The 21,969-nt window shown below is 58.0% G+C and carries 13 protein-coding genes, 2 tRNA genes, 3 rRNA genes and 1 pseudogene; 6 read left to right on the forward strand and 13 right to left on the reverse strand.

What is annotated here, in order from left to right; all coding sequences use genetic code 11:
• The first annotated feature begins 621 nt into the window (after positions 1 to 621).
• The 4 genes and pseudogenes from FH041_RS11955 to FH041_RS11970 all read left to right on the forward strand — a co-directional run bounded on the left by FH041_RS11955 (position 622) and on the right by FH041_RS11970 (position 6,856).
• Positions 622 to 3,501 carry a ribonucleoside-diphosphate reductase subunit alpha gene (locus tag FH041_RS11955; RefSeq protein WP_027914193.1) on the forward strand — a complete coding sequence of 960 codons (2,880 nt, stop codon included), beginning with the start codon at positions 622 to 624 and terminating at the stop codon, positions 3,499 to 3,501.
• Between the two features lie 215 nt (positions 3,502 to 3,716).
• Complete coding sequence (locus FH041_RS11960) at positions 3,717 to 4,970, forward strand: ribonucleotide-diphosphate reductase subunit beta (protein WP_023536270.1); 1,254 nt, start codon at positions 3,717 to 3,719, stop codon at positions 4,968 to 4,970.
• A gap of 154 nt (positions 4,971 to 5,124) precedes the next feature.
• Positions 5,125 to 5,289, forward strand: a pseudogene (locus FH041_RS11965) (IS5/IS1182 family transposase); the annotation flags it as partial.
• A 280-nt stretch (positions 5,290 to 5,569) separates the two neighbouring features.
• Entirely contained in the window at positions 5,570 to 6,856 is a 1,287-nt protein-coding gene (locus FH041_RS11970; protein ID WP_027914192.1) for an MFS transporter, read from the forward strand.
• 55 nt (positions 6,857 to 6,911) lie between these two features.
• Here the strand turns inward: FH041_RS11970 and FH041_RS11975 are convergent, their stop codons facing one another.
• From FH041_RS11975 to FH041_RS12030, 12 genes are all read right to left on the reverse strand, one after another.
• Positions 6,912 to 7,370 carry a hypothetical protein gene (locus tag FH041_RS11975; RefSeq protein WP_088523107.1) on the reverse strand — a complete coding sequence of 153 codons (459 nt, stop codon included), beginning with the start codon at positions 7,368 to 7,370 and terminating at the stop codon, positions 6,912 to 6,914.
• Positions 7,371 to 7,482: 112 nt separating this feature from the next.
• Positions 7,483 to 8,379, reverse strand: coding sequence for a LysR family transcriptional regulator (locus FH041_RS11980; RefSeq protein WP_027914190.1), 897 nt, complete (start codon positions 8,377 to 8,379; stop codon positions 7,483 to 7,485).
• Positions 8,380 to 8,450: 71 nt separating this feature from the next.
• Entirely contained in the window at positions 8,451 to 10,475 is a 2,025-nt protein-coding gene (locus FH041_RS11985; RefSeq protein WP_088523106.1) for a pyridoxamine 5'-phosphate oxidase family protein, read from the reverse strand.
• 27 nt (positions 10,476 to 10,502) lie between these two features.
• On the reverse strand, positions 10,503 to 11,132 hold the full coding sequence (locus tag FH041_RS11990) for a glutathione S-transferase family protein (protein WP_088523105.1): 630 nt from the start codon (positions 11,130 to 11,132) through the stop codon (positions 10,503 to 10,505).
• Positions 11,133 to 11,340: 208 nt separating this feature from the next.
• Positions 11,341 to 11,772: a UPF0149 family protein gene (locus FH041_RS11995; protein WP_304650366.1), complete on the reverse strand. Its 432-nt coding sequence runs from the start codon at positions 11,770 to 11,772 to the stop codon at positions 11,341 to 11,343.
• A gap of 82 nt (positions 11,773 to 11,854) precedes the next feature.
• A complete protein-coding gene (locus FH041_RS12000) occupies positions 11,855 to 12,406 on the reverse strand; it encodes a UPF0149 family protein (RefSeq protein WP_027914186.1) in 552 nt (183 codons plus the stop codon).
• A gap of 115 nt (positions 12,407 to 12,521) precedes the next feature.
• Positions 12,522 to 13,403 (reverse strand): nitrilase family protein, encoded by an 882-nt coding sequence (locus tag FH041_RS12005; protein WP_033694986.1) that lies wholly within the window; start codon positions 13,401 to 13,403, stop codon positions 12,522 to 12,524.
• 218 nt (positions 13,404 to 13,621) lie between these two features.
• Positions 13,622 to 13,737, reverse strand: a 5S ribosomal RNA gene (gene rrf, locus FH041_RS12010).
• A 134-nt stretch (positions 13,738 to 13,871) separates the two neighbouring features.
• A 23S ribosomal RNA gene (locus tag FH041_RS12015) occupies positions 13,872 to 16,764 on the reverse strand.
• A gap of 243 nt (positions 16,765 to 17,007) precedes the next feature.
• Positions 17,008 to 17,083, reverse strand: a tRNA-Ala gene (locus FH041_RS12020).
• A 24-nt stretch (positions 17,084 to 17,107) separates the two neighbouring features.
• Positions 17,108 to 17,184: transfer RNA gene (locus FH041_RS12025), tRNA-Ile, on the reverse strand.
• Between the two features lie 85 nt (positions 17,185 to 17,269).
• Positions 17,270 to 18,806, reverse strand: a 16S ribosomal RNA gene (locus FH041_RS12030).
• The 16S, 23S and 5S rRNA genes sit together here with 2 tRNA genes alongside, the layout of an rRNA operon.
• Before the next feature lie 454 nt (positions 18,807 to 19,260).
• Here FH041_RS12030 and FH041_RS12040 point away from each other — a divergent pair.
• Positions 19,261 to 20,157, forward strand: coding sequence for a formate/nitrite transporter family protein (locus FH041_RS12040; protein ID WP_027915309.1), 897 nt, complete (start codon positions 19,261 to 19,263; stop codon positions 20,155 to 20,157).
• A gap of 239 nt (positions 20,158 to 20,396) precedes the next feature.
• Positions 20,397 to 21,494: a diguanylate cyclase gene (locus FH041_RS12045; protein WP_050587338.1), complete on the forward strand. Its 1,098-nt coding sequence runs from the start codon at positions 20,397 to 20,399 to the stop codon at positions 21,492 to 21,494.
• On the opposite strand, the gene FH041_RS12050 is transcribed toward FH041_RS12045, so the two are convergent.
• On the reverse strand, positions 21,475 to 21,822 hold the full coding sequence (locus FH041_RS12050) for a DUF2025 family protein (RefSeq protein WP_088523536.1): 348 nt from the start codon (positions 21,820 to 21,822) through the stop codon (positions 21,475 to 21,477). The genes FH041_RS12045 and FH041_RS12050 overlap by 20 nt on opposite strands.
• Positions 21,823 to 21,969: the final 147 nt, after the last annotated feature.

The following is a 21,969-nucleotide window of genomic DNA, read 5'->3' on the forward strand; positions in this document are numbered from 1 at the left end:
CGAGCCAACCCACTTGGGTGGTTCCGTGGACAATGATCCGGGTGCGTCGGCGGCCCCTGAAAAAAACTGCCCAGCGGCAAGCAGACGCAGAAAAACACTTCAAACCAGTGGGCACAAGGCCTACAGCGAATACTCACGTTTCACTCACAAAGTACCCACAAGATATCCACAGCCGCTCGCCTTGCAAACACCCCCATACCGCATTATCTTGTATCGCGATCGCGACGAACCACTAGATATAGGGGTTCGCGCAAAATCACTTACAAAAGTCAACCCGCAAAATCATCGGATTTTTCGGCTGAACTTACGGTGGTTTCAGCAGCCAAACCGCTCCTGCGGAGGCGACCGAGGCAAGCCCTGTCAGGGCCTTGTTCGGGCATGGGTGAACCAGGCGAGCCTGGCACTCATCAGCAACGGATTCCGGCAACCCGGAACTTTTGACTTCGGCCAGGGAGCGGCAAGCCATTGCCCTTATTCCTGAGTCTGTCCCGAAGTCGGTACGCCCGCGCGGACGGATGCGCTTGCGTTGCGCATCCCCGCCAGGCAATCGAGCAAGTGGACGGAACGGTGGGCGCCCAATTGGGCGCCTGATCAATATAGAAACTGTGGAGACACCCACCCATGCAAACCGACACGACTCGCGAGAACCCGCAGGCCAAGGCCCCGCAGGTTGCCGAATCCAATCAGGATCTGGCCGCCACTGCCCCTGGCCAACTGCGCGTGATCAAGCGTAACGGTACTGTCGTCCCCTACACCGACGACAAGATCACCGTGGCCATCACCAAGGCGTTCCTCGCAGTTGAAGGCGGTACCGCCGCCGCTTCGTCGCGCATTCACGACACCGTCGCGCGCCTGACCGAGCAGGTCTCGGCCACGTTCAAGCGTCGCATGCCATCGGGTGGCACCATCCACATCGAAGAAATCCAGGACCAGGTCGAACTGGCCCTGATGCGCGCCGGCGAGCAGAAAGTCGCCCGTGACTACGTCATCTACCGTGAGCAGCGCGCCAAGGAGCGCGCCACCCGCGTCAGCACCGACGCCGTGGTCGAGCCGCACCCAAGCATTCGCATCACCCTGGCCGACGGTAGCCTGGCGCCGCTGGACATGGCGCGCCTGAACACCATCATCAGCGAAGCCTGCGAAGGCCTGGCCGAAGTCGATGGCGACCTGATCCAGCGCGAAACCCTGAAGAACCTGTACGACGGCGTGGCCATCAAGGACGTCAACACCGCCCTGGTGATGACCGCCCGTACCCTGGTCGAGCGTGAACCGAACTATTCGTTCGTCACCGCTCGCCTGCTGATGGACACCCTGCGCGCCGAAGGCCTGGCCTTCCTGAATGTCGCTGACAGCGCCACGCACCACGAAATGGCCGACCTGTATGCCAAGGCCCTGCCGGCCTACGTCGCCAAGGGCGTGGAGTTCGAGCTGCTCAACCCGGCCCTGGCAGCCTATGACCTGGAGCGCCTGGGCAAGGCCATCGATCACGAGCGTGACCAGCAGTTCACCTACCTGGGCCTGCAAACCCTGTACGACCGCTACTTCATCCACAAGGATGGCGTGCGCTTCGAGCTGCCGCAGGTCTTCTTCATGCGTGTGGCCATGGGCCTGGCACTGGAAGAAAAGGACAAGGAAGCGCGCGCGATCGAGTTCTACAACCTGTTGTCGTCCTTCGACTACATGGCCTCGACCCCGACCCTGTTCAACGCCGGCACCCTGCGCCCGCAGCTGTCGAGCTGCTACCTGACCACCGTCCCGGACGACCTGTCGGGCATCTACCACGCGATCCACGACAACGCCATGCTGTCCAAATTCGCAGGTGGCCTGGGCAACGACTGGACGCCGGTGCGTGCACTGGGCTCCTACATCAAGGGCACCAATGGCAAGTCCCAGGGCGTCGTGCCGTTCCTCAAAGTCGTGAACGACACCGCTGTTGCGGTCAACCAGGGTGGTAAGCGCAAGGGCGCTGTGTGTGCCTACCTGGAAACCTGGCACCTGGACATCGAAGAATTCATCGAGCTGCGCAAGAACACCGGTGATGATCGCCGTCGTACCCACGACATGAACACCGCCAACTGGATCCCTGACCTGTTCATGAAGCGCGTCTTCGACGACGGCAAGTGGACCCTGTTCTCGCCCTCGGAAGTGCCGGACCTGCACGACCTGACCGGCAAGGCCTTCGAAGAGCGCTACGAGTACTACGAAGCCCTGACCGAGTACAACAAGATCAAGGTGTTCAAGACCATCCAGGCCAAGGACCTGTGGCGCAAGATGCTCTCGATGCTGTTCGAGACCGGCCACCCATGGCTGACCTTCAAGGACCCGTGCAACCTGCGCTCGCCTCAGCAGCACGTGGGCGTGGTGCACAGCTCGAACCTGTGCACCGAGATCACCTTGAACACCAACAAGGACGAGATCGCGGTCTGCAACCTGGGCTCGATCAACCTGCCGAACCACATCGTCGATGGCAAGCTGGACACCGCCAAGCTGCAACGCACCGTCAACACGGCCGTGCGCATGCTCGACAACGTGATCGACATCAACTACTACTCGGTACCGCAGGCGCGTAACTCGAACCTCAAGCACCGGCCGGTAGGCCTGGGCATCATGGGCTTCCAGGATGCGCTGTACCTTCAGCACATCGCCTACGGTTCCGACGCTGCCGTCGAATTCGCCGACAAGTCGATGGAAGCGGTCAGCTACTTCGCCATCCAGGCCTCCTGCGACCTGGCCGACGAGCGCGGCGCCTACGAGACGTTCCAAGGCTCGCTGTGGTCCAAAGGTATCCTGCCGCTGGACTCGCAACAGATCCTGATCGAGGCCCGTGGCCAGAAGTACATCGACGTCGACCTGAACGAAACCCTGGATTGGGCGCCGGTCCGTGCCCGGGTACAGAAAGGTATTCGTAACTCGAACATCATGGCCATTGCGCCAACTGCGACCATCGCCAACATCACCGGCGTGTCGCAGTCGATCGAGCCGACCTACCAGAACCTGTACGTGAAATCGAACCTGTCGGGCGAGTTCACCGTGATCAACCCGTACCTGGTTCGCGACCTCAAGGCCCGTGGCCTGTGGGACTCGGTCATGATCAACGACCTGAAGTACTACGACGGTTCGGTGCAGCAGATCGAGCGTATTCCGCAAGAACTCAAGGAGCTGTACGCCACGGCCTTCGAAGTGGAAACCAAGTGGATCGTCGACGCCGCTTCCCGTCGCCAGAAGTGGATCGACCAGGCGCAGTCGCTGAACCTGTACATCGCCGGTGCCTCGGGCAAGAAGCTGGACGTGACCTACCGCATGGCCTGGTACCGTGGTCTGAAAACCACCTACTACCTCCGTGCCCTGGCCGCCACCAGCACCGAGAAGTCGACCATCAACACCGGCAAGCTCAACGCCGTGTCCAGCGGTGGCGACAGCGCCCCGGTCCAGGCAGCCGGCCCTGCACCAGTGCCCAAGGCCTGCGCGATCGACGAGCCGGACTGCGAAGCCTGCCAGTAAGGCCAGGCCGAGGCTTCCTGCGGGAAGCCTCTTTTTTGTAGAGCCGTATGCAAGCCTGCGGGTGTGGCGCTGCCGCCCCGCTACCCGATACAAAAGCCGCAGCCACGCCGCTGGGGCCAGCCCGCCATGGGCACCGCTGATTTGCGTGCACCGCACCGCAACCAAGATCTACCGGCCATACTTCACAGATGGCCCTCGAGCAGGAGACTCTCACCATGCTGAGCTGGGACGAATTCGATAAAGAAGATGACGGCGAAGTCGCCGCCAAAGGCAACACCCCTGCGCAGGCTCACGCCGCCGCCACCCTCGACAAACTCGACAGCGCCGGCGGTGCCGCGGCCCTGGAAGCCCGCGCTGCCACGGCGTCGGACTCCGAGGCCGTCAAGCGCGCCAAGGCGGCCCTGGACGCCCTGGACGTTGCCGAAGGCCTGGCTGAGCTGGAAGGTTCCTCGGCCCGTGTGGCGGTGGATGAAAAGCGCATGATCAACTGCCGCGCCGACCTTAACCAGCTGGTGCCGTTCAAGTACGACTGGGCCTGGCAGAAGTACCTCGACGGCTGCGCCAACCACTGGATGCCGCAGGAGGTCAACATGACCGCCGACATCGCCCTGTGGAAGAGCCAGGACGGCTTGACCGAGGACGAACGCCGCATCGTCATGCGCAACCTGGGCTTCTTCTCCACGGCCGACTCGCTGGTTGCCAACAACCTGGCCCTGGCTGTGTACCGCCTGATCACCAACCCTGAGTGCCGCCAGTACATCCTGCGCCAGGCCTTCGAAGAGGCGATCCACACCCACGCCTATCAGTACTGCATCGAGTCGCTGGGCATGGATGAAGGCGAGATCTTCAACATGTACCACGAGATCCCGTCGGTCGCTAAGAAAGCGGCTTGGGGCCTTAAGTACACCCGCGCCATCTCCGACCCCGAGTTCAACACCGGCACCGTCGAGACCGACAAGGAACTGCTGCGCAACCTGATCGCCTACTACTGCGTTCTGGAAGGCATCTTCTTCTACTGCGGCTTCACCCAGATCCTGTCCATGGGCCGTCGCAACAAGATGACTGGCGTTGCCGAGCAGTTCCAGTACATCCTGCGTGACGAGTCGATGCACCTGAACTTCGGTATCGACGTGATCAACCAGATCAAGATCGAAAACCCGCACCTGTGGGATGCGGCGATGAAGGAAGAAGCCACCCAGATGATCCTGCAGGGGACTCAGCTGGAGATCGAATACGCCCGTGACACCATGCCACGCGGCGTACTGGGCATGAACGCGGCAATGATGGAGGACTACCTCAAGTTCATCGCCAACCGTCGCCTGACGCAGATCGGCCTGAAGGAAGAGTACCCAGGCACGACCAACCCGTTCCCGTGGATGAGCGAGATCATGGACTTGAAGAAGGAGAAGAACTTCTTTGAGACGCGAGTTATCGAGTACCAGACCGGTGGGGCGTTGAGCTGGGATTGATCTTCAAGGCGTAGGTGTTCACCTCCGGCTGAATTTTTTCACCAATACTAAACGTAGTCCTGATACTACAAGCGATGCTGATTAAGTGCACAATGCCCGGATGAGCTCATTGTGCACTTAATCCCTCTGAAATTTTTCTGATTCATCATCCACGCATCCCAGTTCGACCAGGAATAAGGAACGTAAGCGCGGTCCCGACATGCACCAGGCGAAGAAAGGTAACTCATATTTCTTCGCCATGAAGGCGCCTGTTAGTGCCGATGCCGAATCGGGCCTGGTTCACCCTGTACACGGTATAGCGGCGAATGTAGCCGCTGTAGCGTCATCTGTGGCGACCAGGGTTGTACCGGCTTGGGAAGCAGCCGAAGCCTGGAAGAAAGCCGGTGATCTGGCAGATCTGCGGCTGAAATCGGTTCTTTCGTCAAACGATGAGCTTTGCGAATGGATCAAGAGCTTGTCACCTCTCCTGTCGCGTAAGGCCCCTGTGCGCCCTGCGCCGCAGTGATCAGAATGTTTCATTAAGCATTTCAGGATGTGTCCAGCATAATCGAGGGGATTGATCGTTCAACAACGAACAGATTCATGCTGGAGAACCGTCTATGCCTGCTTCGCCTCCCGCCCGGTCCAAGGCCGCGGCGGTTCTACGTGTCACATCTGGTAATTTCCTCGAACAATTTGACTTCTTCCTGTTCGGTTTCTACGCCACCCAAATCGCCTCAGCTTTCTTCCCAGCCTCCAGCGAATTCGCCTCGCTGATGATGACCTTCGCTGTGTTCGGCGCCGGATTCCTCATGCGGCCATTGGGGGCGGTAATTCTGGGCGCTTACATCGACGATGTTGGCCGCCGCAAAGGCCTCATCGTCACGCTGTCAATCATGGCTAGCGGCACGTTGCTCATCGTCCTAGTCCCCGGCTTCGCCACGATCGGCTATTGGGCACCCGCGCTCGTACTGCTTGGCCGCTTGCTGCAAGGCTTTTCCGCCGGTGCTGAATTGGGCGGGGTGTCGGTCTACCTAGCCGAAATGGCTACACCGGGTCGCAAAGGGTTCTATACCAGCTGGCAATCCGGCAGCCAACAGGTCGCCATCGTGGTCGCCGCCGCGTTGGGTTACGGACTGAATCAAAGCCTAGCGCCGGCCGAGATCAGCGAGTGGGGCTGGCGAATTCCGTTCGCCGCTGCCTGCATGATCATCCCGTTCATCTTCTTCCTGCGCCGTAACCTGCAAGAAACCGAAGCGTTCGAGAAGCGTCAGCATCGCCCGACCATGAAGCAAGTGATCGCCACCCTAGGCCGCAACTCATCGGTAGTCATCGCGGGCATGCTGATGGTCGCCATGACCACCAGTGCCTTCTACCTGATCACTGTGTACGCTCCTACCTTTGGTAAGACTGTACTCAACCTGAGCACAAATGACGCGTTGCTGGTGACGCTTCTGGTAGGCGTGTCCAACTTTATCTGGCTACCCATCGGCGGCACGCTCAGCGACCGTTTCGGTCGTAAACCAATCCTGATCGCCATGACCGTACTCACCCTGTTCACCGCTTACCCAGCACTGTCTTACCTGGCCCATGCGGCAAGCTTCGCACACATGCTTGAGGTACTGCTGTGGTTCTCGTTCCTCTATGCGATGTACAACGGTGCGATGATCCCGGCGCTCACGGAAATCATGCCAGTCGAAGTGAAGGTAGCGGGCTTCTCCCTAGCCTACAGCTTGGCTACGGCCCTGTTCGGCGGTTTCACACCGGTCATGTCGACCTGGTTGATCCATGAAACCGGTGACAAAGCAGCGCCTGCTTACTGGGTCGCATTCGCTGCACTGTGTGCGCTGTGCGCGACGCTTGTGTTGTATCGTCGAATAGCAAGGAAGGACCGGGTTCCAGTTTGAACCCTCCTGAGTCCGCTGTTCACCTTATAGTTGCAGCGCAAGTCATTATCCACTTTTAGTGATCACCACCCGGCTCCACCCGCTGCACGGCAACCTGCTGGCGGGTGGTCATGTCGGCCAGTATCACTTCCCCTTCCTGGTGCGTCGGGGTGATCATCAGCGAGCGGACAAAGTGCTCGTTGCTGCCCTTGCGCGCCTGTACATTCTCGAACGCCACGATGATCGTATCGTTGCGCCAGTTGTTGGTATCGAAGCCGCCTGCGGCGACGAACTCGCGGATGTCGCGCACGTCGTTGAAGGTGTTGGCCGGCAATATCAGTAAGCGGCCTTTGAGGAACACCTCGTAGTACTGGTGCGGGCCGGCCGGCCAGTTGTGGGCCACCACGTGTTCGATGCGCCAGTCGTAGACCGTGTTCTGATAAACCAGCACGCGCTCGACTTTTTGGCCGTTGCATGCGGCAAGCCATGGCAACAGCAGCGCGGCGAGCCAGGTGCGTGTGAAGCGTTTGTTCATCCAGCGGCTTCCTTGCGTAATCTTTTGTGAGCATTGCGCGCTGGCGGGCTGCCAGCGAACAGTTCGGTACTTTACCAGACAGACCCACCCCGCCCATGGGCTGGGTAGCAGGTCAATCCAACTGTTGGGCCCTCAGGCTTTGTGCCAGCAGGTCGATGAAGGTCCGGACCTTGGTTGAACCGTATTTGCTCTCCCGATGCAGCACATGAATCGGCCACGGGGCTTCTTCGTATTCAGCCAGGATCACTCGCAGTTGCCCGCTGGCCAGCTCGTCAGCCACCTGGTAGGACAGCAGGCGGGCGATCCCCAGCCCGCCACTGGCGGCGGCAATCGCCCCGTCGTTGCTGGTGACGGTCAACCGTGGCTTGACCCGCACCAACGTCGATTCGTCGGTCACCCCGAAGCGCCAACCAGCGCGCGGTGACAGGTCGGTGGTGCCAATCACCGCATGGCTTGCCAAGTCGGAAGGATGTTCGGGTGTGCCATAGCGGGCCAGGTATTCAGGCGAGGCGCACAACATGCGGCGTACCTTGCCCACGCGCAATGCCTTGAGGCCCGAATCGGGCAAGGGGCCGATGCGCACGGCCACGTCCATGCCCTCCTCGACCATATTCACGATGCGGTCCAGGAAGTAGGCGCTAATGTCGACCTCCGGAAACCGTTGCAAGTACTGCACGATGCACGGCATGACGAACTTCTTGCCGAACAGGCTCGGGGCGGTGATGGCCAGATCGCCCTTGGGGGTGGCGTTGATGCCGGCAGCGGCTTCGTTGGCCTCGTGAATGCTGGCGAGGATGTGCCGGGTGTCCTCCAGATAGCGGCCGCCGGCTTCAGTCAGGCGCACACTGCGGGTGGTGCGCAGCGCCAGCTTGACACCGAGTTGTTCCTCCAGGGCGACGACAGCACGGGTGACGGCCGCTGGGGAGATATCCAGGCGACGCGCAGCCGCGGCGAAGCTTTCCAGTTCGCCTACGGCGACAAACACCTTCATCAGGTGGATCTGGTCCATGCGGGCTCCTGGGGGTGGGAATACAGGCATTATGTTTGATTCAAGGCGCTTGTGCTGCCTGTTCTGGCCGATCAGATATCAAGCACCAGCGCCTGCCCTGGCTCATCCACCTTCGCGGGCACCGCACAACAGATCAGCGCGCTCCCGCTCTGCGGCATTTCGACTGGGAGGTTAGGGTAATGCACCTGGCCACTGAGCAACCGCGTTTTGCAGGTGCCGCAGGTTCCACCCCGGCAACTGAACTCCGGCGACAGGCCATGTGCCTCGGCCAACTCCAGCAGTGTGCCGCTGGAGGGTGACCACTGCGCCTGTTTGGCTGATGCCGCAAAATGGACCGCGACTGACTCGCTGGCAGCAGGCGGTTGCTGCAGGGTCGGCTGGCCGGCGTCGAAGTGGCGGCGAAGGCTAGACGGGCCGAACGCCTCGGCATGAATCCGCGTGTCCGGCACATGCAGGCCGCGCAGACCCTGGTAGAGGTCCTGGGTGAAGATGCCTGGGCCGCACAGGTAGAAATCGTAGTCATCCAATGTCAGTGTGGCTTTGACGTGCTCGATACTCAGCCGGCCGGCAAACTGATAATCACGGCCTGGCCGGGCGTGATCTTCGGGTTGGCTCAGGGTGCGGTGCACGTGCAGCAGCCCTGCGGCGTGATGTTGCAAGTGGGCCAATTCCTTGTGAAATGCCAGATCAGCCAAGCTACGGGCGCCCTGGAAAAGATGAATGACCCGCGCCGGCCCTTGCTTCAACTGCTCGCGCAACATGGCCAGCAAAGGGGTGATGCCTACGCCAGCGCCAATCAGCACCAGCGGCCGAGTGCTGTTCAGATCCAGCGTGAAGCCGCCTACCGGCGGGCGCACCTGCAGCACATCGCCTGCCACGACGCGCTCATGCAGGTAGCGCGAAGCGGGCCCCTGTGCCTTGACGCTGATGCGCACATGACCGTCGGAAGGCGCGCTGGACAGGCTGTAGGTGCGGATCAGCGGCTTATGCGGGTCCAGCGGGATTTGCACCGGCACATGTTGCCCTGGCGCGAACGTCACTGCGCTAGCGCCAGGCGGCTCGAGGTAGAACGAGCGGATATCACGGCTTTCCTGCTCCACCCGCACCACGCGCCAGGGTTGCCATGGCGCCTGTTGCGAGCGTTGCGACAGACGGCTCCAGGTGCCGGTCGCCAACGTGGTGGGCGCGTAGTCCTTGAATGCCCAACGCAGGCCAACTGCGCCCGGACGCCATACCACATGCTCGACCTCCAGCGTCCAGAGGCGCTCGGCGCCCTCGAACAATGGGATGTCGGGGCCGTCCAGCAGCAGCTTGGCACGCCCATACAGTTGCAGCACGTTGCCATTGCTGAAGTCGATGAACAGCAGCCCAGCACGGGGGTTTGCCAGCAGGTTGCCCAGAGTATTGAAGTGCAGGTTCCCGGCGTAGTCGGGGATGGTCAGGAGACTGCCTTCAACCCTGACGAACCCAGGTCGTCCGCCGCGGTGGGAGACGTCCACCGCTCGCTGGCCGTCGGCGTGCTCGACATAACTGGCGACGAAGAAGGTATCGGCTGCCTGAATCAGACTGACGGCATCGGCATCCAGCGCTGTGGAATCGATACGCCCTTGGGGCATTTGCGCGACCCGGGTGTAGTCGCGCCGTTGGATGTATTGCGGGCAGTTGCCGAATGACTGAGCCACAGTCACCTGCAACTGCTCATGGGTGGCCTGGTGGATGCGGCCGTTGAGACGGTTGCGCCGACGGGTGTGCAGTTCGATGCCCAACAGGCCGACTGCCTGCCCGGCGGCCAGCCCTAGCGTCGCCGGATCGTCGGCTGGCGGTTGGATATCGATTGTCAGCTCACGAGGATGGGGCGAGCGGATGAAACCTTCCGGCCCCTCCAGCAAGGTCGCCCACGGACGGCCCTGCGCGTCCACGCTGGCGGCAACAATGAACGGCAGCTGGTGGTAGAAGGCGCGGTGCTGATCGGGCATGTAGTCGCGAATGACCTTATGCCCCACCGCCTCCATGCGCGCTGCTACACCCACCTTTTCCTGCAGGGTTTTCTCGCCTGGGTGCCAGGGCGATGGGCGATGGTCGTGTATGTGCTGCATGGCGACGTCCTCGGGGGCGGTACGGTGTCAGGCGTTGGTCTGCAGCCCGATCTGGGTACGTGGCATGGCCACGAAGCCGGGCAACGCTTCGATTCGCATCAGCCAGTCGCGCACATTGGCATAGGGCTCCAGCGACACATTGCCTTCAGGTGCGTGGGCGATGTACGAGTAGTTGGCGATATCGGCGATGGTTGGCGTATGGCCTACCAGGAACGATCTTTTAGCCAGTTCGGTATCGATCACCTTGAGCAGCCCATGGGCGCGTGCAATGACCTCGTCGGTATCGAATGCCGCACCAAACACGGTCACCAGACGCGCGGCGGCCGGACCGAAGGCCAGCGGGCCGGCAGCCACCGACAACCAGCGTTGCACGGCAGCGGCTGCCACCGGATCTTCGGGCAGCCATGCGCCGCTGTCATATTTCTTGGCCAGGTACACCAGGATGGCGTTGGAATCAGCGATCACCGTGCCGTTGTCATCGATCACCGGCACCTGGCCGAAAGGGTTGAGTGCCAGGAACTCGGGTTGCTTGTGAGCGCCTGCTGCCAGGTCAACGAAAACCAGTTGGGTTGGCAACCCAAGCAGGGAAAGCATGAGCTCGATGCGGTGCGCGTGACCGGACTTGGGGAAGTTGTAGAGCTTTATTGGGGTGGACATCGGCATGGCTCCTGATCAGCGCCGGCATAGCACTGGTAGAGCCATACTGCATGTATCGGTGCAGGAGCAGAATCAGCGCCTGGAGCAAGCCTCAATTTCGCTGGTCGAAACAATTGGCCTGTGTAGCGCTGGCTATAAAGGGTGAAGCAGTGACCGGACACACGTATGTACCAAGCTCTGTGCGGCAGTGACTGCAAGGGCTTGTGTTTCAGGAATGACGGTTGTGGAGATAGAGCCGGTGCACAGCCTCTACGACGCGGGGAACTGTGGCTTGATGTTCCTCAGAGCTCATCTTATCGAGCAATGGAAAACTCTTCTCCTCGCCATGGAGCGCGATTGCATCGAAGTGATGTCGAAGCCCAGCAGGCAAAGGCGGCCACTGACCTACTTCTACCCCTTTCATGTAGCCAAAGCACCAGTCCTTGAGAACCACGACATCGCCGTCTGGAAGTTCTCGTACTTCGAATAGCAGTTCAAGTTCATCGGTTGCCTGCGCAAGCATCTGCAACACACGGTTGTGGAACTTGATGAGTAGATCAAAATAACGCTGGCTCTGCGCCTTGCTTTTGAAATGAGGCAGCTTTCCCCACCTACCACGGGTAGCCATTCGCTTGGGGGTACAACGCGCGGTGTGCTGCACAGCGCGTTCATGAAGCCGTCCAGCTCGGACAGGGTAAGTATGGCGTTGTCGTTACCGTGCTTGAACAACAACTCTCATTGCCTTACCGCTGCTGTGAATGAAATCGGTAAAGCTGGCGAACGGCATCGATGACGTGGGGCACGCACTGCTGGATATCCTGTTCGGACATCTGGTCCAATAACTCGACGTTATCTTCCAGCCCATGCAGCGAGATGGTCTTGAGCAGCGCATCCTGTTCTGGAGGCAGAGCAGCCCAACCCGCGACTTGGGTGCCACGCATGTAGCCAAAGCACCACTCCTCCATGACGACTTCGGTCCCCTGGTCGCCCTCGCCTTGCTCGAAAAGCGGCTGGAAACCATCGACATTGTCTTCCAGGTCTTCGGCCACCTGACTGGCGTAGCGCAGCATCAATGCCGTATAGGCCTCTTCGTCAGCCGGCTTCTTGAACTTGGGAACGTGACCGCCGGCTACCGCTGGTAGCCATTCCATAGGCTGGACGGTATTGGGTGAGCTGGCCAGGGCGGTGAAGAACCCGTTGAGCTCTGCCAGATTGATGACCGAGTAATCATTGCCGTAGACGATCAACATGTCTTCGAGGCGATTGAGCTCTTTTTCGGTAAGCGGTAAGAACATGCAGTAGGGTCCTGGCAGTCAGATGTCCGTGCACCCTAACATAAAGACCTCGTGCACAGCGCCTGCGCGCCACATACGCATCATATAGGTCTGCCTGAATGGCGTGCTCAACTCCTTAACGTGGTATGGCCTCATGCAGGCGATAACCGAGGGCTACGTCGTAAAGATCTGTACGTCGATCGCGGGGTACGCCATTCAAGGCGTTGCAAGCGGCCGAGCGAGCACTGCTCAGGTCTATATCGGCGAAGACGGTGGTCTGCTCCTCTGCACTTGCCACCTCGCCGATAGGCCAGCCGTTGGTTCCAGCAATCAGCGAACATCCCAGAAACCGCTTACCTCGCTCGTTCCCGATACGATTGGCAGCGGCGATGCAGACGTTATTGACGTGAGCGGCCGTCATAGTCAGGTAATTGGCCATGCACCGGTCTGTCTGATCGAATAGCGGGGGTGGCGTCCAGACCCAGTTATTGAGGCTGCAGATCAGATCGGCCCCTTGGGCTGACAGCACCCGGGGCACTTCCGGGAACCAGATATCACAACCGATCAAAAGACCAATGCGGCCTATCGATGTTTCGAATACTGGAAAGCCCGAGTTACCTGGGGTACACCACAGGTTTTCCTGGGCTCCCAAGTGAGCCTTGCGGTAATGCCCGAGCAAACCGCTCGGGCCGAACAGCACCGCACTGTCATACAGTTTAAATCCATCCTGTTCGACGAACCCGGCAGCCAGGTAGATCTGATATTGCTCGGCCAGGTCGGCCCAAACCTGCACGCTGGGGCCGTGCTCAAGCGTCTCGGCGTGAGCATATGCTTCTGCTCGCGACACAAAGGTGTAGCCCGTGTTGGTGAGTTCGGGCAGCACAATGAGGTTGGCTCCAGCACGCGCGGCGCTACGTGCCAATGCCACGCTCTTGGCGAGGTTACCAGCGCAATGTTCAAGCCCGACCTGAGGGGCGAACTGGATGACTGCAATGCGTGCCGGGCTGAATGCGGCCATGATGCCTTCCCTCTTTGATCGTTTAGAAGGAAGCCAGTAGAGCCGGCTTTCGTTAACCGGATACAGTCGGGCGTTTCTGATAGGTCGGTAGGATTCTACGGTTCAGATGGTAGGCGAGGTCTTACAGCTCAAATCACGTCTTCAGCTGCAATAGCTATGGGTAGCCCCAAAGACAAAACCCCTACCTGCATGCGCAGATAGGGGTTTTGCGAAATGAATCTTGACGATGACCTACTCTCACATGGGGAAACCCCACACTACCATCGGCGATGCATCGTTTCACTACTGAGTTCGGGATGGGATCAGGTGGTTCCAATGCTCTATGGTCGTCAAGAAATTCTGTAGCCAGAATGTCCTGTTGGACAGCCCAGCGAATTCGGATATGTGATGTTTGTGATGCGTTGCGAACTTTCGGTTCATGTCATCTTCACCACCGCAATCTGCAGGAGCAAATTGCTTGGGTGTTATATGGTCAAGCCTCACGGGCAATTAGTATTGGTTAGCTCAACGCCTCACAGCGCTTACACACCCAACCTATCAACGTCGTAGTCTTCGACGGCCCTTTAGGGGATTCAAGATCCCAGTGAGATCTCATCTTGAGGCAAGTTTCCCGCTTAGATGCTTTCAGCGGTTATCTCTTCCGAACATAGCTACCCGGCAATGCCACTGGCGTGACAACCGGAACACCAGAGGTTCGTCCACTCCGGTCCTCTCGTACTAGGAGCAGCCCCTCTCAAATCTCAAACGTCCACGGCAGATAGGGACCGAACTGTCTCACGACGTTCTAAACCCAGCTCGCGTACCACTTTAAATGGCGAACAGCCATACCCTTGGGACCGGCTTCAGCCCCAGGATGTGATGAGCCGACATCGAGGTGCCAAACACCGCCGTCGATATGAACTCTTGGGCGGTATCAGCCTGTTATCCCCGGAGTACCTTTTATCCGTTGAGCGATGGCCCTTCCATACAGAACCACCGGATCACTAAGACCTACTTTCGTACCTGCTCGACGTGTGTGTCTCGCAGTCAAGCGCGCTTTTGCCTTTATACTCTACGACCGATTTCCGACCGGTCTGAGCGCACCTTCGTACTCCTCCGTTACTCTTTGGGAGGAGACCGCCCCAGTCAAACTACCCACCATACACTGTCCTCGATCCGGATAACGGACCTGAGTTAGAACCTCAAAGTTGCCAGGGTGGTATTTCAAGGATGGCTCCATGAGAACTGGCGTCCCCACTTCAAAGCCTCCCACCTATCCTACACAAGCAAATTCAAAGTCCAGTGCAAAGCTATAGTAAAGGTTCACGGGGTCTTTCCGTCTAGCCGCGGATACACTGCATCTTCACAGCGATTTCAATTTCACTGAGTCTCGGGTGGAGACAGCGCCGCCATCGTTACGCCATTCGTGCAGGTCGGAACTTACCCGACAAGGAATTTCGCTACCTTAGGACCGTTATAGTTACGGCCGCCGTTTACCGGGGCTTCGATCAAGAGCTTCGCTTGCGCTAACCCCATCAATTAACCTTCCGGCACCGGGCAGGCGTCACACCCTATACGTCCACTTTCGTGTTTGCAGAGTGCTGTGTTTTTAATAAACAGTCGCAGCGGCCTGGTATCTTCGACCAGCAAAAGCTTACGGGGCAAGCCCTTCACCTTCGCCGGCGCACCTTCTCCCGAAGTTACGGTGCCATTTTGCCTAGTTCCTTCACCCGAGTTCTCTCAAGCGCCTTGGTATTCTCTACCTAACCACCTGTGTCGGTTTGGGGTACGGTTCCCAGTTATCTGAAGCTTAGGAGCTTTTCTTGGAAGCATGGTATCAACCACTTCGTCGCCTAAAGGCAACTCGTCATCAGCTCTCGGCCTTGAAATCCCGGATTTGCCTAAGATTTCAGCCTACCACCTTAAACCTGGACAACCAACGCCAGGCTGGCCTAACCTTCTCCGTCCCTCCATCGCAATAACTGGAAGTACAGGAATATTAACCTGTTTTCCATCGACTACGCTTTTCAGCCTCGCCTTAGGGACCGACTAACCCTGCGTCGATTAACGTTGCGCAGGAAACCTTGGTCTTTCGGCGTGCGAGTTTTTCACTCGCATTGTCGTTACTCATGTCAGCATTCGCACTTCTGATACCTCCAGCAAGCTTCTCAACTCACCTTCACAGGCTTACAGAACGCTCCTCTACCGCATCATCATACGATGATACCCGTAGCTTCGGTGCATGGTTTGAGCCCCGTTACATCTTCCGCGCAGGCCGACTCGACTAGTGAGCTATTACGCTTTCTTTAAAGGGTGGCTGCTTCTAAGCCAACCTCCTAGCTGTCTAAGCCTTCCCACATCGTTTCCCACTTAACCATGACTTTGGGACCTTAGCTGACGGTCTGGGTTGTTTCCCTTTTCACGACGGACGTTAGCACCCGCCGTGTGTCTCCCATGCTCGGCACTTGTAGGTATTCGGAGTTTGCATCGGTTTGGTAAGTCGGGATGACCCCCTAGCCGAAACAGTGCTCTACCCCCTACAGTGATACATGAGGCGCTACCTAAATAGCTTTCGAGGAGAACCAGCTATCTCCGAGCTTGATTAGCCTTTCACTCCGATCCACAGGTCATCCGCTAACTTTTCAACGGTAGTCGGTTCGGTCCTCCAGTCAGTGTTACCTAACCTTCAACCTGCCCATGGATAGATCGCCCGGTTTCGGGTCTATACCCAGCGACTAAACGCCCTATTAAGACTCGCTTTCGCTACGCCTCCCCTATTCGGTTAAGCTCGCCACTGAATATAAGTCGCTGACCCATTATACAAAAGGTACGCAGTCACCTAACAAAGTAGGCTCCCACTGCTTGTACGCATACGGTTTCAGGTTCTATTTCACTCCCCTCTCCGGGGTTCTTTTCGCCTTTCCCTCACGGTACTGGTTCACTATCGGTCAGTCAGTAGTATTTAGCCTTGGAGGATGGTCCCCCCATATTCAGACAAAGTTTCTCGTGCTCCGTCCTACTCGATTTCATTGATAAGAGATTTTCGTGTACGGGGCTATCACCCACTATGGCCGCACTTTCCAGAGCGTTCCACTAATCTCAAATCAACTTAAGGGCTGGTCCCCGTTCGCTCGCCACTACTAAGGGAATCTCGGTTGATTTCTTTTCCTCAGGGTACTTAGATGTTTCAGTTCCCCTGGTTCGCCTCTTGCACCTATGTATTCAGTACAAGATAACCAGCTTGTGCTGGCTGGGTTCCCCCATTCAGAGATCTCTGGATCACAGTCTGTTTGCCGACTCCCCAAAGCTTTTCGCAGGCTACCACGTCTTTCATCGCCTCTGACTGCCAAGGCATCCACCGTATGCGCTTCTTCACTTGACCATATAACCCCAAGCAATCTGGTTATACTGTGAAGACGACATTCGCCGAAAATTCGCACGTCGCTCTTACGAGCAGAACTCACAAATTTTACCTTAGCCTGAATCCCAGCAGTGAAACTGGTCTTCAGTCTATTTCTATCACATATCCGAATTTTTAAAGAACGATCTGACAAAAGTCAGAAATCAACATTCACACCGGAATGTTCATTTCTGTATTCTGAACAGTGCTGCAAACCTGAAGGATTGGTGGAGCCAAGCGGGATCGAACCGCTGACCTCCTGCGTGCAAGGCAGGCGCTCTCCCAGCTGAGCTATGGCCCCGTATTCTACGGCTGAACCAAGTAATGGTAGGTCTGGGCAGATTTGAACTGCCGACCTCACCCTTATCAGGGGTGCGCTCTAACCAACTGAGCTACAGACCTATAACAGGGTCGCGTTACAGCATCGTCTTTTACAATGAATCAAGCAATTCGTGTGGGAGCTCATCAGCAGGCTGATGTCGTCGATTAAGGAGGTGATCCAGCCGCAGGTTCCCCTACGGCTACCTTGTTACGACTTCACCCCAGTCATGAATCACACCGTGGTAACCGTCCTCCCGAAGGTTAGACTAGCTACTTCTGGTGCAACCCACTCCCATGGTGTGACGGGCGGTGTGTACAAGGCCCGGGAACGTATTCACCGCGACATTCTGATTCGCGATTACTAGCGATTCCGACTTCACGCAGTCGAGTTGCAGACTGCGATCCGGACTACGATCGGTTTTGTGAGATTAGCTCCACCTCGCGGCTTGGCAACCCTCTGTACCGACCATTGTAGCACGTGTGTAGCCCAGGCCGTAAGGGCCATGATGACTTGACGTCATCCCCACCTTCCTCCGGTTTGTCACCGGCAGTCTCCTTAGAGTGCCCACCATAACGTGCTGGTAACTAAGGACAAGGGTTGCGCTCGTTACGGGACTTAACCCAACATCTCACGACACGAGCTGACGACAGCCATGCAGCACCTGTGTCAGAGTTCCCGAAGGCACCAATCCATCTCTGGAAAGTTCTCTGCATGTCAAGGCCTGGTAAGGTTCTTCGCGTTGCTTCGAATTAAACCACATGCTCCACCGCTTGTGCGGGCCCCCGTCAATTCATTTGAGTTTTAACCTTGCGGCCGTACTCCCCAGGCGGTCAACTTAATGCGTTAGCTGCGCCACTAAAATCTCAAGGATTCCAACGGCTAGTTGACATCGTTTACGGCGTGGACTACCAGGGTATCTAATCCTGTTTGCTCCCCACGCTTTCGCACCTCAGTGTCAGTATCAGTCCAGGTGGTCGCCTTCGCCACTGGTGTTCCTTCCTATATCTACGCATTTCACCGCTACACAGGAAATTCCACCACCCTCTACCGTACTCTAGCTTGCCAGTTTTGGATGCAGTTCCCAGGTTGAGCCCGGGGCTTTCACATCCAACTTAACAAACCACCTACGCGCGCTTTACGCCCAGTAATTCCGATTAACGCTTGCACCCTCTGTATTACCGCGGCTGCTGGCACAGAGTTAGCCGGTGCTTATTCTGTCGGTAACGTCAAAATTGCAGAGTATTAATCTACAACCCTTCCTCCCAACTTAAAGTGCTTTACAATCCGAAGACCTTCTTCACACACGCGGCATGGCTGGATCAGGCTTTCGCCCATTGTCCAATATTCCCCACTGCTGCCTCCCGTAGGAGTCTGGACCGTGTCTCAGTTCCAGTGTGACTGATCATCCTCTCAGACCAGTTACGGATCGTCGCCTTGGTGAGCCATTACCTCACCAACAAGCTAATCCGACCTAGGCTCATCTGATAGCGCAAGGCCCGAAGGTCCCCTGCTTTCTCCCGTAGGACGTATGCGGTATTAGCGTTCCTTTCGAAACGTTGTCCCCCACTACCAGGCAGATTCCTAGGCATTACTCACCCGTCCGCCGCTGAATCAAGGAGCAAGCTCCCGTCATCCGCTCGACTTGCATGTGTTAGGCCTGCCGCCAGCGTTCAATCTGAGCCATGATCAAACTCTTCAGTTCAATACTGCTTGGGTTTTTAAGAAACCCTAAACTTGGCTCAGCAATCTCAAATGACTATGTGATTTCTCGCATGGTCACTTGTGATGCTGATAATCTTTCTGACTATCAGTCCGTACTCACAAGCACCCACACGAATTGCTTGATTCGATTTGTTAAAGAGCGTTTGGCTGAGAGTGTTTCGTCTCAACCGAGGCGCGCATTCTACGCTTTCCTCATTGCCTGTCAAGCGTTTATTTTGAAGTTTTCTGAAGCGCCTTACTCGAAGACTTGAAACTTCAACCGCTGACCGACTTCCCCGCTGCGTTACTCGCTGCGAGGTGGCGAATAATACGCGCTTTGAATCTGGAGTCAACCCTTTGATTTAAAAACTTTTGCGCTCGCAGCGCCCCACTCCCCGCAACTTAATGAGGCTGCAGTGAATCTGTAGATAAACCCACCACGGAGCGTAGCGGTAATGAGCGAGGCGCAAAGCGAGAAAACCCCGGGCCTGTCGGCAGACGAACAACAGGAGGTCAGTTCCAACCAGCCGCCGCGTGCGGCGGTGTTGCACGAGACCATTCGCTTGCAGGGCGATCAGGAACTGGAACGTACATTGGCTGCGCTCTGGTGGTCAGCCCTTGCCGCAGGTTTGTCCATGGGGCTGTCACTGATGGCCATGGGTCTTCTGTACTCGCGTCTGCCGGACGGCGAGAGCGCGCAGGTCATCGCCAGTATCGGCTACAGCGCCGGCTTCCTGGCCGTCATCATCGCGCGGCAGCAATTGTTCACCGAGAACACCCTGACCGCTGTCCTGCCAGTGATGACGACGCCAACGCTGGGCAACTTCGGTCGCTTGCTGCGCCTCTGGGGCGTGGTCCTGGCCGGCAACCTGGCCGGTACTCTATTGGTGGCCTGGGTAATGCTCGAACTGCCGATCTTCGATACCAAGACAGATATCGCGTTTCTGGAGGTGGGCCGTAAGGTGATGGAAAACGACGTCAGCCAGATGTTTGCCAAAGGCATCGTGTCCGGCTGGATGATCGCCACCATGGTCTGGATGATCCCCTCCATGGAGCACGCCAAGATCTGGATCATCCTGGTCATCACCTACCTCATGGCATTGGGCGACTTCACCCACATCGTGGTGGGGTCGGTAGAGGTCTCGTATCTGGTCTGGGCGGGTGAAGAAACCTGGAGCAACTTCTTGCTGCACTTTGCCCTGCCTACGCTGGCCGGCAACATCATCGGCGGCAGTCTCATCTTTGGTCTGATCAGCCATGCACAGGTGCGCAGCGACAGCGGCAAATCGCCGTCCCAGTTACTCAAAGATGAACAGCCCTCGCGAAAGCACCAGGACGATCAGCAAAAGTGAAACGTTGCCTTTAAGGCGTGCGAGTAACACCCCCCTCTTCTTCTATAAGGAAGCTGGGCCGAGGCGTTGCGACAACGCTGCCCAGCTTTGCCCTCTTCTTCCACAGCCCAGTCAGGCATACTCGCCCCACTGCTCGCATCACCCGTAATTTGGCTTGCAAGGCCATGTCTCGTGCGCCTGCCATGGCCCAGAATACTCGCGCACGTCAAGCGATAAGCGCCCCGATAGAGATCACACCCATGGACACACGCACCGGCAAAGGCCTTTCGTTTGCCAAACGGATTTATCTGCCTCGGGTACTGGGCAAGGGTGTGGGGCTTTTCGCGGTAATGGCTGCGGTGGAACCCCTGTCTCCCCCCGCTTGGGTTTGGGCATTCATGCTTTTCAACGGCTTGCTGTGGCCACACTTGGCCTATCAGTGGGCGGCCCGGTCCAAAGCGCCCTACCAGGCCGAGCAGCGCAACTTTTTCCTCGATTCGCTGATGGGTGGGTTCTGGGCCGGTGCCATGCAGTTCAACCCGCTGCCGACGGTTACCGTTCTGTCGATGGTCACCATGAACAATGTCGCAGCCGGCGGCAAGGGGTTGGCTATTCGCGCAGGGATGGCGCAATTGGCAGGCATGCTTGCGGCTTGCGCCCTGCTGGGGCCGGGATTTCAACCCAACGCTACCGCCTTCCAGGTCTACGCCTGCCTGCCGATGCTGACGCTGTATCCAGCGGCGCTTGGGTGGGTGTGCTATCGACTGGCGATCAAGCTGGCCGAACACAAACGTCGGCTCAACACCCTCAGCCTGACCGATAGCCTGACTGGGCTACTCAACCATGGCGCCTGGAAAGACCTCCTGGCAAGGCGTTTTAGCGGGTGCAGGAAACAGCGCGGTGAGGCTGTAGTCGCTCTGATCGACATCGACCATTTCAAGACCATCAATGACACTTTCGGCCATGTGGTCGGCGATCAGGTATTGCGCCAGGTCAGCATCGAGTTGCGCGGCGCCCTGCGCGAAGGCGACAAGGCCGGACGCTACGGGGGTGATGAGTTTTGCGTGATACTGCCCAGCACCACCGAAGCCCAGGCGTGTCAGGCCATGGAACGCCTGCGTGAGCGTGTGGCGAGCTACCGCGACCCGCAGACGCCTCAATTGCGCATCAGCTTGAGCATTGGTCTGTGCCCGTTCGACCCCTCCCTGGAGACTCCAGACGGCTGGTTACGCCAGGCGGACACCGCCTTGTATGTCGCCAAGCGCAATGGCCGGGATCGGGTCATGGTCACTCATCGGGCCAATGCCAGCGTGACGCCTTCTGCCGAATCCTCTGCCTTCATATCGCTGGCGCGATGACACCTGCCGGGTGCAAGTGTCGCTCGGCCACAATCTCAGGCAGGTCATGCCGGCGAAGGTAAGCCTTCAGCGGCTCACTCACATTCAGCCGCTCATCCATGTGTTGCTCCATCAGCAAGCCCAGTCGCTCGCGACACAAGGCCATGCGATGTCCCTGCTCAGGCCGCCATACGAACTCGTTGCACGGGGTGATGCTGTCGTCGGCGATATCCATACCGAAGGCATCCTCGGAGAAACGCACGATATAGATGCCACGTTTACCGTGAAAGCCCACGAAGCCCTTGAGCTGCTCGGCCGCCTTGCAGATATCCTGGGATGTAATGGTCATGCCCCACCTCATGGTCAATGGAACGCGCTGCGCAGCCGTCACACGGGAACGCTTGCCACTGCAGGCCACGCCCGTGCCCAACGGGCCACGTCGCCGGAACAGATGCCAGGCAAAAAAATGGGCGACCGAAGTCGCCCTAAATGCCTT

This window comes from Pseudomonas sp. SWI7 (assembly GCF_006351945.1).
GTDB lineage: Bacteria > Pseudomonadota > Gammaproteobacteria > Pseudomonadales > Pseudomonadaceae > Aquipseudomonas > Aquipseudomonas fulva.